Source organism: Pseudomonas sp. LARHCG127 (genome assembly GCF_052871455.1).
The window spans coordinates 100,410-113,857 of the sequence record NZ_JBIXJT010000006.1 but is presented as its reverse complement, the minus strand read 5'-3'; the positions used below and the strand labels follow the sequence as shown (position 1 = coordinate 113,857).

Annotated in this window: 11 protein-coding genes; 8 read left to right on the top strand and 3 right to left on the bottom strand. The window is 61.4% G+C overall.

Features of this window, described 5'->3' with window-relative positions:
• Positions 1-273: 273 nt before the first annotated feature.
• A complete protein-coding gene (locus ACIPQ1_RS12250) occupies positions 274-1,524 on the top strand; it encodes an MFS transporter (RefSeq protein WP_446534190.1) in 1,251 nt (416 codons plus the stop codon).
• Here ACIPQ1_RS12250 and ACIPQ1_RS12245 read toward each other — a convergent pair.
• Positions 1,449-2,339, bottom strand: coding sequence for a LysR family transcriptional regulator (locus ACIPQ1_RS12245; RefSeq protein WP_003200706.1), 891 nt, complete (start codon positions 2,337-2,339; stop codon positions 1,449-1,451). The two genes, ACIPQ1_RS12250 and ACIPQ1_RS12245, sit on opposite strands and share 76 nt — an antisense overlap.
• 168 nt (positions 2,340-2,507) lie before the next feature.
• Here ACIPQ1_RS12245 and ACIPQ1_RS12240 point away from each other — a divergent pair, with 168 nt between their 5' ends.
• The 4 genes from ACIPQ1_RS12240 to ACIPQ1_RS12225 all read left to right on the top strand — a co-directional run bounded on the left by ACIPQ1_RS12240 (position 2,508) and on the right by ACIPQ1_RS12225 (position 7,880).
• Positions 2,508-3,590, top strand: coding sequence for a 4-oxalomesaconate tautomerase (locus ACIPQ1_RS12240; protein ID WP_446534189.1), 1,083 nt, complete (start codon positions 2,508-2,510; stop codon positions 3,588-3,590).
• A gap of 55 nt (positions 3,591-3,645) precedes the next feature.
• Complete coding sequence (locus ACIPQ1_RS12235) at positions 3,646-4,950, top strand: CitMHS family transporter (protein WP_186705833.1); 1,305 nt, start codon at positions 3,646-3,648, stop codon at positions 4,948-4,950.
• A 94-nt stretch (positions 4,951-5,044) separates the two neighbouring features.
• A complete protein-coding gene (locus ACIPQ1_RS12230) occupies positions 5,045-6,298 on the top strand; it encodes an OprD family porin (RefSeq protein WP_446534188.1) in 1,254 nt (417 codons plus the stop codon).
• A gap of 325 nt (positions 6,299-6,623) precedes the next feature.
• Positions 6,624-7,880, top strand: coding sequence for an MFS transporter (locus ACIPQ1_RS12225; protein WP_446534187.1), 1,257 nt, complete (start codon positions 6,624-6,626; stop codon positions 7,878-7,880).
• A gap of 133 nt (positions 7,881-8,013) precedes the next feature.
• Here the strand turns inward: ACIPQ1_RS12225 and ACIPQ1_RS12220 are convergent, their stop codons facing one another.
• Both ACIPQ1_RS12220 and ACIPQ1_RS12215 read right to left on the bottom strand, forming a co-directional pair.
• Positions 8,014-8,757: a PDC sensor domain-containing protein gene (locus tag ACIPQ1_RS12220; RefSeq protein ID WP_446534186.1), complete on the bottom strand. Its 744-nt coding sequence runs from the start codon at positions 8,755-8,757 to the stop codon at positions 8,014-8,016.
• 107 nt (positions 8,758-8,864) lie between these two features.
• Positions 8,865-9,596: a FadR/GntR family transcriptional regulator gene (locus ACIPQ1_RS12215; protein WP_446534185.1), complete on the bottom strand. Its 732-nt coding sequence runs from the start codon at positions 9,594-9,596 to the stop codon at positions 8,865-8,867.
• Positions 9,597-9,830: 234 nt separating this feature from the next.
• Here ACIPQ1_RS12215 and ACIPQ1_RS12210 point away from each other — a divergent pair, with 234 nt between their 5' ends.
• The 3 genes from ACIPQ1_RS12210 (at position 9,831) to ACIPQ1_RS12200 (ending at position 13,441) form a co-directional block, all read left to right on the top strand.
• Complete coding sequence (locus ACIPQ1_RS12210; RefSeq protein WP_446534184.1) at positions 9,831-11,324, top strand: aldehyde dehydrogenase; 1,494 nt, start codon at positions 9,831-9,833, stop codon at positions 11,322-11,324.
• An 87-nt stretch (positions 11,325-11,411) separates the two neighbouring features.
• A complete protein-coding gene (locus ACIPQ1_RS12205; protein ID WP_434576224.1) occupies positions 11,412-12,890 on the top strand; it encodes an APC family permease in 1,479 nt (492 codons plus the stop codon).
• Positions 12,891-12,976: 86 nt separating this feature from the next.
• A complete protein-coding gene (locus tag ACIPQ1_RS12200) occupies positions 12,977-13,441 on the top strand; it encodes an ester cyclase (protein ID WP_446534269.1) in 465 nt (154 codons plus the stop codon).
• Positions 13,442-13,448: the final 7 nt, after the last annotated feature.

The window sequence follows — 13,448 nt, the reverse complement described above, 5'->3', positions numbered from 1 at the left end:
GACCCTCTGGAAAAGCATTGCCAAGTTGGCCGGAATCTTGTGGTTGCAAATTGAAACCTGATCGAGCAACAATTCAGTTAGGTTTTTAATTGAAACCAGTTTAGCGCCAAGGAGACGTGCATGACAGCAGAGGCCGACTGTTTCACCCCGCAGCCTTCGGAAAATCAGTGTGGCGAAGGCGCTTGCTCCCGCTTGAGTGCGAAGTGCTCACAAGAGGGGCCGCTTCGCAGCCCAGCGGGAGCAAGCTCCCTCGCCACGGGGTCCTCGTGTTCCTTGGGTGAACAACATGGCGACCATTGCCCGGGCCTTTCGCCGTCGCTCACATTATTGTTCTCCGTGACCTGCGCACTGGCCGTCGCCAACGTCTACTTTGCCCAGCCCTTGCTCGCGTCGATGGCCGAGAGTCTGGGTGTCGCTTCAGGGTTGATCGGGGTTGTGGTGACGGCCACCCAGGTGGGTTACGCGCTGGGGTTGCTGTTCATCGTCCCGCTGGGGGACAAGGTCGACCGTAAACGGTTGGTGTTCGCCCAATTGGTGTTGTCTGCGATTGCGCTGGCGGCCGTCGGCGCAGCCCAGCATTGGTTGGCGTTGCTGGGCGCCCTGATCGTGATGGGGCTGCTGGCGGTGGTCGTCCAGGTGGTGGTGGCCTATGCCGCCGCGCTGTCCTCGCCCTCCCAACGCGGACAGGCCGTGGGAACCGTCACCAGTGGCGTCGTCCTGGGGATTCTCCTGGCGCGGTTCATCTCTGGAGTGATCGCCGATCTGGCGGGCTGGCGCGGGGTTTATTTCGTTTCCTCGGGCTTGATGCTGATCATCGCGGTGGTGTTCTGGGCCGTGGTGCCTGCCACCGTGTCGCCCCGCAACCGGGAGCCCTACCTGGCGCTCATCCGCTCGCTGTTCATGCTGTTCGTGACCGAGCCGATGCTACGGACCAGGGGGTTGCTGGCCTTGCTGGTCTTTGCCGCTTTTTCGGTGTTATGGACGGCCATGGTGCTGCCGTTGAGCGCCGCGCCGCTGGCGCTTTCCCATACCACCATCGGCCTGTTTGGCCTGGCCGGCGTCGCAGGAGCCCTGGCGGCCAGAAGCGCCGGACGTTGGGCTGACCGAGGCTTTGGACAACGGGTAACCGGCTGGTCCCTGGGGCTCCTGACGCTTTCCTGGCTGCCCATCGCCTTGACCGAGACCTCCCTGATTGCGCTGGTCTGCGGTGTGGTGTTGCTCGACTTCGCGGTGCAAGCCGTGCACGTCACCAACCAGAGCCTGATTTTCGCTGCACGGCCTGACGCCCAAAGCCGCATGGTCGGCGCCTACATGTGTTTCTACTCGGTGGGCAGTGCACTGGGCGCGATGGCCGCAACCCAGGTCTTCGCGCTATGGGGCTGGATGGCGGTCAGCCTGCTGGGCGTCTCGATCAGCCTCGCTGCGCTGGTGGTGTGGCGGCTCTCGCTTCATTGCGGCCACTGTTCAAGCAGGATCGAGACGAATTTCTCCGCGGCCGGGGAGAGCGATGCGCCCCGGCGGTAGACCAGGCCCAGCGAGCGGTTTACCACCGGCTCGATCAGCGGCACGCTGACCAGCGTTGGATGGTCCCCGGCCGGCATCGCCAGGCTGGGCATCGCCGACACGCCCAGGCCAGCCTCCACTAGTCCTAACGACGTGGACAGGTGCTGCACTTCGTAGAACCACTGCGGGCGCCAGCTCAGGCCCGACAGCGCGTGGTCCAGGAGCATGCGGTTGCCGCTCAGGCGGCCAACGCCGATCAACCGGTAATCGCTGAGTTCCGACCAGGTGACCGCGCTGCGTTCGGCCAACTCATGGTCGCGCCGGCAGGCCAGCACAAAGGGTTCGTTGACCAGGGGCACGAACTCGATGTCCGGGTGCTGGCCGCTCATCATGTTGATGCCGAAATCGGCTTCGCCGCGCAACACCGCTTCGAGCCCTTCATTGGCGCTGAGGTCAAGCAGGCGGATGCGGATTTTCGGGTAGCGCTCGTTGTAGAGGCGGATCACCGAAGGCAGGAAATAGAACGCCGCCGTGGGGATGCAGGCCAAGGTCACCCGGCCGATCTGTCGCTCCGCCAGCTCGCGGATATTAAGGATCGAGTCGTCGAAATCATCCAGCAGGCGCCGCGCCTTGGGCAGGAAGTCACGGCCGACGCTCGTCAGACTGACCTTGCGGGTGGTGCGATCGAGCAAAGCGGTCCCCAAGCCTTCCTCAAGTTTTTTCATCCGCCGGCTCAAGGCGGGTTGGGACAGGTGCAACGCATCGGCGGCTTCGTGGAAACTGCCAAGTTCGGCGATTTTCACGAAAGATCGTATGTCCTGCAGTTCATATTCCATGTTTTTCTCTCGCTGGGAAGGGCGGTGAGCCCCGGGCGAATCCTAGAATAATTCTTTTGTGAAACGCAATAATGGCGACGATCTTTGCATTGGAAACACTTTTTAAACCCTGCCACTCTTGTGTCCAGAACATCAATTATCCAGATTGATCAACAAGAGTTAATGTTCATGAAACGAATCCCTTGTGTGCTGATGCGCGGCGGTACGTCAAAAGGCCCGGTGTTTCTCGCCTGGGATCTGCCGGTCGCCATCGCCGAACGTGACGAGTTGCTGATCAACCTGATGGGCTCCGGCCACGAACTGGAAATCGACGGCATCGGCGGCGGCAGCCCACAGACCAGCAAGGTGGCGATCGTCAGCCCATCGCTGCACCCGGAAGCCGACGTCGATTATCTGTTCGTCCAAGTCATGGTTTCCCAGCGTCGGGTCGACACCGCGCCCAACTGCGGCAACATGCTCTGCGCCGTCGGCCCGTTCGCCATCGAGCAGGGGCTGGTCAAGGCTACCGGCGAGCTGACCCGGGTGCGCATTCGCAACCTCAATACCGGGACTTTCGTGAATTCCGACGTGCAAACCCCGAAAGGCAAGGTCAGCTATGAAGGCGACACCGCCATCGATGGCGTGCCCGGTACGGCCGCCCCGGTGCAACTGACCTTCCTCGATGCCGCGGGCAGCAAGACGGGGAAGCTCTTCCCGACCGGGCAACCCCTGGACATGATCGACGGCATTGCGGTGACCTGCATTGACATGGCGATGCCGATGCTGATCGTCGAGGCCAGCCAACTGGGCAAGCGCGGTGACGAAAGCCCCGCTGAACTGGACGCCGACAAGGCATTCATGCGGCGCCTGGAATCCTTGCGGCTCAAAGCCGGCCGGGCGATGGGCCTGGGTGACGTCAGCGACATGGTGATCCCCAAGCCGGTCCTGGTGTCGCCGGCCAAGTCTGGCGGGACCCTCCAGGTGCGCTACTTCATGCCCCACAGCTGTCACCGCGCCTTGGCGATCACCGGCTCCATCGGCCTGGCGACGGCTTGCGTGACCCACGGCAGTGTCGCGGCCAACCTGATCGGTGGCGGCGGCGAGCCTCGTTTGGAGCAGGTTCGCATCGAGCACCCCAGCGGCGGTATCGATGTCGTGTTGTCCTACACCGGCGAAAAGGGTGAGACCATTCGAGCCTCGGTAGTACGCACCGCCCGCCGACTTTTTTCAGGTTTTGTATACGCCACGGTTTCCCGGCGCCTGGCCGGTTAGCCAGGCAGACCTCGTCATTGCATCAGCGACTCAATAACAACAAGAGATCTGACATATGCTCGCTTTACTTGGCTTGGCCATGGTGGTGGTCTTCACCTTCCTGATAATGACCAAACGGCTGTCGCCCATCGTCGCCCTGACGGTGGTGCCGATCGTCTTTGCCGTGCTTGGCGGCTTTGGCGGCACCACCGGCAAGATGATGCTGGATGGCCTGAAGATGGTCGCGCCGTCAGCGGCACTGCTGTTGTTCGCGATCCTGTTTTTCGGCCTGATGATCGACGCCGGCCTGTTCGACCCGCTGATCCGCAAGATCCTCAAGCGGGTCAATGGCGACCCGATGAAAATCGCCGTGGGCACTGCGCTGTTGTCGCTGTTGGTGGCGCTGGACGGTGACGGCACGACGACGTACATGATCACCTGTGCCGCGATGCTGCCGCTGTATAAGCGCATCGGCATGAACCCGATGATCCTGGCGACCGTTTCCATGCTCTCCTTGAGCATCATGAGCGGCATGACCCCTTGGGGCGGCCCGGCGACCCGTGCCATCGCAGCCCTGGGCCTGGATGCCGGTGAGTACTTCGTGCCGTTGCTGCCGACCATGATCGGTGGGGCCGCATGGGTGGTGTTCACGGCGTTCCTGTTGGGCCGTGCCGAGCGCAAGCGCATCGGCAATGTCCAGCTGCAAAGCGGCGGTGGTAATTGCTACATCAACGCGATCATGGAAGACACGCCACACAAACGTCCGAAACTGGCCTACGTCAACCTGCTGTTGGTGGTCGCGGTGATGGTCGCGCTGGTGATGGGGCTCATGCACTCGGCGATCCTGTTCCTGATCGGTTTTGTCCTGGCGCTGATGATCAACTATCCGCAACTGGATATTCAGAAGGAACGCATTCTCGCCCATTCGGGCAATGCCATGACCGTGGTCCTGCTGGTGTTTGCCGCGGGCATCTTCGCCGGGATTTTCTCTGGGACGAAGATGGTCGATGCATTGGCGCAAACCCTGGTGGACTGGATTCCGCCGTCCTGGGGCCATCTGTTCCCGTTGGTGGTGGCGATTACCAGCATGCCGCTGACCTTCGTCTTGTCCAACGATGCCTACTACTTCGGTGTCGTGCCGATCCTGGCTAACGCCGCGGCGGCCTACGGGATCGATCCGGTGGAAATTGCCCGGGCGTCCATTCTTGGCCAGCCGGTGCACCTGATGAGTCCGCTGGTGGCCTCGACCCTGTTGCTGGTGGGCATGGTCGACCGCGACCTGGGCGACTTTCAGAAAGCCACCATCAAATGGGCGGTGCTCACCTCCCTGGTCATTACTGCATTGGCCCTGCTGACCGGGGCGCTGACGCTGTTCTCCTGATTCATCCTCCGCACTTTTAGCTGCCTGCCTGACACGCCCCGCAAGGGGGTGTGCGCCGGCCTGCACGCCCAATAACAACAACGAGTAGCTCGACATGACCACTTTGCTTACCCGCGGGGCTTTGTTTCCACTCCTTGGCCTGTTGCCCCTGGCCTCGGCCAGCGCCGAAGGTTTCATCGACGACAGCAAGCTCAAGCTGCAATTGCGCAACGTCTATTTCAACGAAAATTTCCGCGATGAGCACGGCATGAGCGCACGGGCGGCGAGGACGGCCAAGAGTGAGCGCACCGAATGGGCCCAGGGTTTCCTGCTGGATTACCAGTCGGGCTTTACGCCGGGCACGATCGGTTTCGGCGTCGACGCCCTGGGCCTGCTCGGGGTCAAGCTCGACTCCGGGCGTGGCCGCAGCGGCACCGGCCTGCTGCCAGTGCATGACGACGGTCGCGCCGCCGACGAGTTCGCCAGCGCGGGCATGACCGCCAAGGCCCGGTTCGCCAAGACCACGCTCAAGTACGGCACCTTGCTGCCCAAGACCCCAGTGCTGATCTACAACGATGCGCGGCTGTTGCCCCAGACCTACCAAGGCACCCAGGTCAGCAGCAGTGACATCGATAACCTCACCCTCACCGGCGGGCGTCTGGAGCGTTTCAAACTGCGGGATTCGAGCGACAGCATGCCCATCGTGCCCGATGGCTACGGCGGCGATGAGTCCGGTGACTTCAGCTATGCCGGCGCCGACTACAAGTTGGGTAAGAACGTCCGCCTGAGCTACTTCTATGGCGAGCTGGAGAATTTCTATCGGCAGAATTTTGCTGGCATCCAGCATGATCTGCCCTTGGGTGCCGGGGTACTGACCAGCGACCTGCGCTATTTCAACAGCGTCGATTCGGGTTCGGCCTACGGCGGCAAGATCGACAACGACATGCTCAGCGGGTCGCTGTCCTACGCCGTTGTCGGCCATACGTTGAGTGCCGGTTACCAGACCCTCAGCGGCGAGGCGGGCCTGCCTTACATCAGTGGCGCCACGGTGTACTCCTTCAGCAACGTCGGGATCGGCAAGTTCATCGAGGAAGATGAGAAGACCTGGATGCTCGGTTACGGCTACGACTTCGCGCGCCTCGGTGTGCCTGGCCTGACATTCTCCACCCGCTACCTGAGCGGTAACGATGGCAAGTCCAACACCGCGGTCAAAGAGTGGGAACGTGACGCGGAGATCGCGTACGTGGTGCAGCAGGGCACGTTCAAGGGGCTGGGGGTGAAGGTGCGAAACTACGTCTATCGCTCGGACTTTTCACGGGGGCGTGACAGTAATCGGATCTACTTCACCTACGACATCGCGCTTTGGTAGGGCGTGCAGTTTATTTAAGAAACAACGACGGACTTGTGGCGAGGGAGCTTGCTCCCGCTCGGCTGCGAAGCGGTCGTGAGCCGGCGGGTGAGGTGTGTCTGTGTTACGCGTTTGGCAGGTTTTGGGGCCGCTTCGCGACCCAGCGGGAGCAAGCTCCCTCGCCACGGATTTATCAGCGCTCTTAAGTGAACAGTACACCCTTTTGGTAGGATGCTTTGCGCGCCCCGTCACGCAGCGTTGGTGACGCAGGGCGCAAACCGTCGTCTCGTGTGACCGTACACCTTGGCGCCAATCATCTTTGGGCAAAGCCCTCGTCGAGGCCGCTGTGGATCGAAACCAAGACCGACGCAACAACCTTTCCCTGGATGGCCTGAATTTTTTCCTCGCGGATGTCCGCGATGGTTTGGGCCCGTACCTGGCGATCTACCTGTTGGCGGTGCATCGCTGGGACCCGGCCAGCATTGGCGTGGTCATGACGGTGGCGGCGATGGCCGGGCTCGTTGCCCAAGCGCCGGCTGGCGCGTTGATCGACCGGGTACACAGCAAACGTGCCGTGGTGGCCGTGGCGGCCTTGATGGTGACGCTCGGTTGCCTGGTGCTGCCGTTCACGTCGTCCTTCGGCCTGGTGGCGTTGACCCAGGCGCTTGGCGCTGTGGCGGCCTCGGTCTTTGCGCCAGCTATTGCCGCCATCTCCCTGGGCATTACTGGCGCCAAGGCCTTTACGCGGCGCACTGGGCGCAACGAGACATTCAACCACGCGGGCAATGCCTGCGCAGCGCTGCTGGCGGGTGGGTTCGCCTGGCTGTTCGGTCCCATTGCGGTGTTCTACCTGATGGCCGCGATGGCATTGGCCAGCATCGTGGCGGTCAGTTGCGTGTCCGCCGAGGCCATCGACCATGACGTGGCCCGAGGGCTGGAGGCGGGGCAGGTGGGCCACGGCCCGGTACCCTCGGCGCTGCGGGTGTTGCTGGATAACCGCACGCTGCTGTTGTTCGCCATGTGCTGCGGGCTGTTCCACCTGGCGAACGCGGCGATGCTCCCGCTGGTCAGCCAGAAGCTGGCCCAGGCCAACGTGCACCTGGCCACGCCGCTGACGTCGGCCTGTATCGTTGCGGCGCAGCTGGTCATGGTGCCCATGGCGTGGCTGGTGGGGGTCAAGGCCGATGCCTGGGGCCGCAAGCCGTTGCTGCTGGCCGGCTTCCTGATCCTGCCCATCCGCGGTGTGCTGTATGTGCTTTCGGACGACCCCTACTGGTTGGTGGCGGTGCAACTGCTGGACGGTATCGGTGCCGGACTGTTTGGCGCGCTGTTTCCCCTGGTGGTCAAGGACCTGACCCAGGGCACCGGGCGTTTCAACGTCAGCCTCGGGGTGTTGTCGACGGTGTTCGGGCTGGGCGCCGCGTTGAGCAACAGCCTGGCCGGCTTCGTCGTGCAGGGGGCTGGCTACAGCGCTGCATTCCTGACCCTGGCAGCGATTGCCGTCTTGGCGTTCGGCCTGTTGCTGGCGATGCCCGAGACTTTCCGGCCAAGCCGCGCTCCACAGCCCGGCACGCTTGCAGTGCCTGACGGCGGGATTGCATGAGGCCGCGTATCACCCCTGTGGGAGCGAGCTTGGCCCAGTCAAAGTGGATGCAAGCTGACCCACCGCTTTCGCGAGCAAGTCCGCTCCCACAGGAGGACTTGCTTACCACAGAGGAAATCGAAACGCCCGGCAATCAGAGCCTGGGTATCGGCCGTTCCACCACGCTCCAATAGGACGACGTGTCGATGAGGCTCAAAACGCGCCCTTGTTCCATGTCCTGGTTCAGCACGCCCCGGGTCAGATCGCCGGCCAACCAACTCGCCGTATTGGCGGCCAACACTCGGCCCTCGGCATTGAGCAACAGTGCTTCATTGCTGACTCTCATCAGGCTGCGAACGAGCAAAGGCTCCAACGAGTGCAGGGAGATGTCGGCGGCGGCGACGCCAATGAAGCGATCATCGAAAAAAATCGGCACGGAAAAGGCGACGATGTACTGCTCGGTGCCGTACAAGTCGACGAAAGGACCGTCTATGGAAGGCTGGCGAGTCTGCTGCGGACGGGTGTACCACGGCATGTGCAAGTAATCGTAGAAACGATCGCTACGGCTATCGAGATTCAGCTGCAAAGGCTGGATGTGTTCGTTCTGGGTCCGGCACCACCACTGCAGGTGCATCTCGCAATCTTCCAGTTCACCGGGGGCGAAGACCACGCCGGCGCCATGAAACTTGAGGCTTTCGGAATCGAGAATCTGCCGGACGCCAGCCAGCAATGGCTTGAGGTCGCGTTGATTGGGTCGCTTGGTCTTGCACCGTTGCCGTTCCCAAATGCTCGATACCTGGGCGCCCAGGTCGTTGAGACCCTTGAAGACGTTACCAATGGAAGCGTTGATCAACGTTGCGCATTGGGATAACCCATTTGCTGACATTTCGTTATCCATGGCTCTAACTCATGCCTCGGAAGGGACAGTGCGGTGTTTGCTGGCGACACGAACAGGCTGTCGGGCGGTGTTTGGAGTCAGTTGTTCAGCAAGTTCTGTTCCAGTCATCAGGCATCCTGCGCCATCTGCTGCAAGCGTATGGCGGTCAAGCGCCGGACGCCGCGAGCGACATGGGCTTCGGCCAGGGCCCCGGCCAGATTGGCATCGTTCGCAATAATGGCCTCCAGAATCCCCCGGTGTTCCCGCTCGATCACTTGGGGATCCGGTTGCTCATCAAATGGCAACCATAACAACTCCCCCAGTTCCGCCTGCAAGCGGGCCTCGCTGTGGGTCAGCCGCACCGACTGCGACGCCACGGCAATTTCGATGTGGAACCTGGCGTCGGCACGTCGGCGCTCCAGCCGTTCTTGTGCCTTGGCCAGCGCATCGATGTAGCCACCCAGCCGCGCATGTTGCTCAGGGCCGGCACGTTGGGCTGCCAAGCGGGCGGCAGCGCCGGAAATGGCTGCGTGCTCGTCGGCCAGGTCACGCAATTCAAGCGTGCTCATTTCACGCAATTGATCGAACAAGGCTTGATCGGTGGTTTGTGGGGCGGCGCAGATAAAGCTGCCGCCGTTGCGCCCACGGCGGGTTTCGATGACCCCGCGTTCTCGCAAGGCAGCCAACGCATCGCGCAGAGTGACCGTGGCGACGCCGAGTTGGGTGGCCAGGATACTTTCGCTGGGGAGCTGTTCACCTTCGACCAGCAACCCCAGGTCAATCATTTCAACCAGGCGGCGGGTGACCGATTCCGTTTTCCCTTCCTGATTGAGGCGTATGAGGCTCGATGTAGGACTCATGGTCGTTTCATTCATTGGCGGCGCCGTCGACGCCTGGATTCAAAAATTCTATTTCATAGTTCAAAGGCATTTTCAGGGGCCATTGGCGCGGAATTCTAGGGATGAAAAGGCGTTGAAGTCAAAACAACCTGGTTGAATTTGGTTTTCCTGGGGTTCTCATGGGTTAAAAGATATGGTTCCATATGTTTAAGCGAGCCGAGATCGCATTCATCCGAACCCAGGAGCACTTCAATCATGAGTCACTTGACCCGAGCAGAGTGGGAAGCCAGAGCCAAGGCGCTGGACATCGAGGGCCGTGCCTTTATCGACGGGCAATACAGGCCTGCCAGTTCAGGCGCTACCTTCGAATGCGTGAGTCCTGTGGATGGGCGATTGTTGGGCCTGGTTGCAAGTTGCGATGCCGCGGACGCCGAGCTGGCCGTGACCAGCGCCCGGGCGGCATTCGAGTCTGGCGTTTGGTCGCGTCAGGCACCGGAAGCGCGCAAGGCAGTCATGTTGCGTTTTTCCGACCTCTTGCAGTCCCATGTCGAAGAGCTGGCACTGCTGGAAACGCTGGACATGGGCAAACCGATCGCCGACTCGCTGGCGGTCGACCTGCCCGGCGCCATCGACAGCATTCGCTGGTGCGGTGAAGCCATCGACAAGATCTACGATGAAGTGGCCGCGACGGCTGTGGATCAGCTAGGGCTGGTAACGCGGGAGCCGGTCGGGGTGGTCGCTGCCATCGTGCCGTGGAATTTCCCGTTGATGATGGCGTCCTGGAAATTGGGGCCGGCATTGGCGAGCGGTAATTCGGTGATTCTCAAACCTTCGGAGCGTTCGCCGCTGACGGCCATTCGTATCGCACAGCTTGCCCTGGAAGCAGGGTTGCCGGCCGGTGTGCTCAATGTGCTGCCAGGCTATGGGCACACGGTGGGCAAGGCCCTGGCCTTGCACGGTGACGTTGATGTGCTGGCGTTTACCGGTTCCACCCGAGTGGCCAAGCAACTTCTCGTGTATGCAGGCGAGTCGAACATGAAGCGGGTCTGGCTGGAGGCGGGGGGGAAGAGTCCGAACATTGTCTTCGCCGATGCCCCTGATCTACAGGTAGCCGCCGAAGCGGCAGCGGCCGCCATAGCTTTCAATCAGGGCGAGGTGTGCACCGCCGGTTCACGTTTGCTCGTCCAGGCTTCCATCAAGGCGCGTTTCGTGCCGATGGTGGTCGAGGCCATGAAAAGCTGGAAGCCAGGCCATCCATTGGACCCCGACACCAATGTCGGTGCACTGGTGGATGCGCGTCACCTGGAAGGCGTGTTGCACCACATTCGGCAAGGACAGGATCAAGGCGCCCAGTTGTTGCTGGGAGGACACGTGGCGCTGGCGGACAGCGGTGGCAGCTACGTGGAGCCGACGCTATTCGATAACGTCAGCAATTCGATGAACATTGCCCGGGAAGAGATTTTTGGCCCGGTGCTGTCGGTGATCGAGTTCGACGAAGCCGAGGATGCGGTGCGCATCGCCAACGACACGCCTTATGGGCTGGCGGCAGCCGTCTGGACGGCCAACCTGTCGCGCGCCCACACCATGGCCCGGGCTCTTCGCGCCGGAAGTGTCTGGGTCAACCTGTATGACGGCGGCGACATGATGGCGCCGTTCGGTGGCTACAAACAGTCCGGCAATGGCCGCGACAAATCCCTGCATGCTTTTGATAAATACACCGAGATCAAGGCCACCTGGATTCAGCTCTGAGGCATTTCCGGTGAACCACGTTACGGGCGGGATGGCTCTGCCTGCTTGACGCTTACTCAAACGAATTCCTTTTTGAAGGATGGCGCAATGAACAGCTCGATAAGCTCCACGGCAGCCGTGGACCAGGACGCGGAGCAACTCCGTGCCCTGGGGTACACCTCGAATTTCGAACGTAGCATGAGCCTCTGGCAGAACTTTGCCCTCGGTTTCACTTACTTATCGCCAGTGGTCGGCGTCTATACGTTGTTCGGCCTGTGCCTGGCAGCGGGCGGGCCGCCGATGTTCTGGTCCTACCTGCTGGTGGGGTTCGGGCAAATGCTGGTGTGCCTGATTTTTTGCGAAGTGGTGTCCCAGTACCCCATTTCCGGCGGTGTCTATCCGTGGGCTCGCCGCCTGGTGGGGAAAAAATGGGCCTGGATGGTCGGCTGGATCTACGCCATTTCTTTGTGCGTGACCATTGCTGCCGTAGCCCTGGGCGCTGGTCCCTACATTGCCAACCTGCTGGGTTTCGAGTCGTCGCCGGTCACTAATACCTTGGTTGCGCTGGTCCTGACCGCCGCCGCGACGGTCCTGAACCTTAGCGGCACCAAGCTGCTGGCGCGGGTGGCGATGTTCGGTTTTCTGTGTGAGCTGGTCGGGGCTTTGCTGATCGGCGGCTATTTGCTGATTTTCGAGCGCCACCAGCCCTTGAGCGTGTTGTTCGACACGTTCGATATTTCCATCGATGGGGAGTACTGGCCGGCCTTCCTGGCCGCGTCACTGGCGGGGATGTTCCTCTATTATGGTTTTGAAGCCTGCGGCGATGTCGCCGAGGAAACGCCCAATCCTAGCCGTCAGGTCCCCAAGGCCATGCGAATGACGATCTGGATCGGCGGTGCTGCTTCGATCTTCGCCGCCCTGGCCTTGATCCTGGCCGTGCCTGATATTGCCGCCGTTGTCTCCGGGCAGGACAAGGATCCCATGGCCACGATATTTGGCGCGGCGTTCGGTCCGGTCATGTCCCGTGTGGTCATGGCGGTGATCACGGTCTCGTTCGTTTCCTGTGTGCTGAGCTTGCAGGCATCCGCCAGCCGCTTGTTGTATGCCTACGCTCGAGACGAAATGCTCATGGGCAGTGGTGTGCTGAAGAAACTCTCCCCGACGACCCATGTGCCGACTGCCGCCCTGATGGTCTGCGGGGTGCTGCCGGCAATCATCGTGTGTGTCGGCTTTTATCTTCAGAACGCCATCGCGCTGGTGGTGAGTTTTGCCGCCATCGGTATCTACCTGGCGTTCCAGATGATCGTCGGGGGAGTGATGTATGCCCGTCTCCGGGGCTGGACACCCAAGGGCCAGTTCACCTTGGGACGTTGGGGCTGGCCGGTGAACATCGCTGCGCTCTGCTATGGCTTGTTCGCCATCGTCAATATGTCCTGGCCGCGTACGCCAGATGCGCCTTGGTACGTGAACTACGGCATCGTGTTGGTCGGCGCCATCGTGATTCTCGTCGGCCTCGTCTACATGGTCGTGTTTCGTCCCTACGAGAAGGGTACCGCTCCGGCGTCCGATGCCTGGAAAAAAGCCTAGGAACATGACGGCCTGCCGCCGGGCGCGGCAGGCAAATTCCTCTGATGAGAAAAGGTGAACATTTTATGACGTCTCGAATCCATTCGATGCTGTTGGGGTTGCTCCTGATTCTGGCCAGCCATGGGGTTTTGGCGGCCAGTCAAAACGATACCCTGGGCGTGATCCATGACTACATGAAGGCTTGGAGCGCTCGTGATGCGGAGGCTGCGGCGAAGTACTTCGCCGAGGACGGTGAGTTTCTCGACGCCTCGGTGGGAACACCCCAGGTCGGCCGGGAAAATGCCAAGACCCAGGTGATCGAAGTGTTCATGCGCGCAGTGCCGGATCTGCAATGGACGATGCTGGGCGAGCCGATCATCAACGGTGACAGCATTGCCTTCGAATGGGAATTCAAAGGGCACAATACCGGGCCTTGGAGCACCGAGACCCCAGCCACCCAGCGCCCCCTCAGCTTCAAGGGGGTGAGTTTCATCCGGCTCAAGGAGGGCAAGATTCTCACGCAGCACGACTACTATGACGCCCTGGGTTTCAACAAGCAGCTCGGCTGGTAGTTCCATG

Coding starts and splice junctions, on each gene's coding strand:
- ACIPQ1_RS12245 (WP_003200706.1), bottom strand. CDS start 2,339: ATGGAATATGAACTGCAGGACATACGATCTTTCGTGAAAATCGCCGAA.
- ACIPQ1_RS12240 (WP_446534189.1), top strand. CDS start 2,508: ATGAAACGAATCCCTTGTGTGCTGATGCGCGGCGGTACGTCAAAAGGC.
- ACIPQ1_RS12235 (WP_186705833.1), top strand. CDS start 3,646: ATGCTCGCTTTACTTGGCTTGGCCATGGTGGTGGTCTTCACCTTCCTG.
- ACIPQ1_RS12230 (WP_446534188.1), top strand. CDS start 5,045: ATGACCACTTTGCTTACCCGCGGGGCTTTGTTTCCACTCCTTGGCCTG.
- ACIPQ1_RS12220 (WP_446534186.1), bottom strand. CDS start 8,757: ATGGATAACGAAATGTCAGCAAATGGGTTATCCCAATGCGCAACGTTG.
- ACIPQ1_RS12215 (WP_446534185.1), bottom strand. CDS start 9,596: ATGAGTCCTACATCGAGCCTCATACGCCTCAATCAGGAAGGGAAAACG.
- ACIPQ1_RS12210 (WP_446534184.1), top strand. CDS start 9,831: ATGAGTCACTTGACCCGAGCAGAGTGGGAAGCCAGAGCCAAGGCGCTG.
- ACIPQ1_RS12205 (WP_434576224.1), top strand. CDS start 11,412: ATGAACAGCTCGATAAGCTCCACGGCAGCCGTGGACCAGGACGCGGAG.
- ACIPQ1_RS12200 (WP_446534269.1), top strand. CDS start 12,977: ATGCTGTTGGGGTTGCTCCTGATTCTGGCCAGCCATGGGGTTTTGGCG.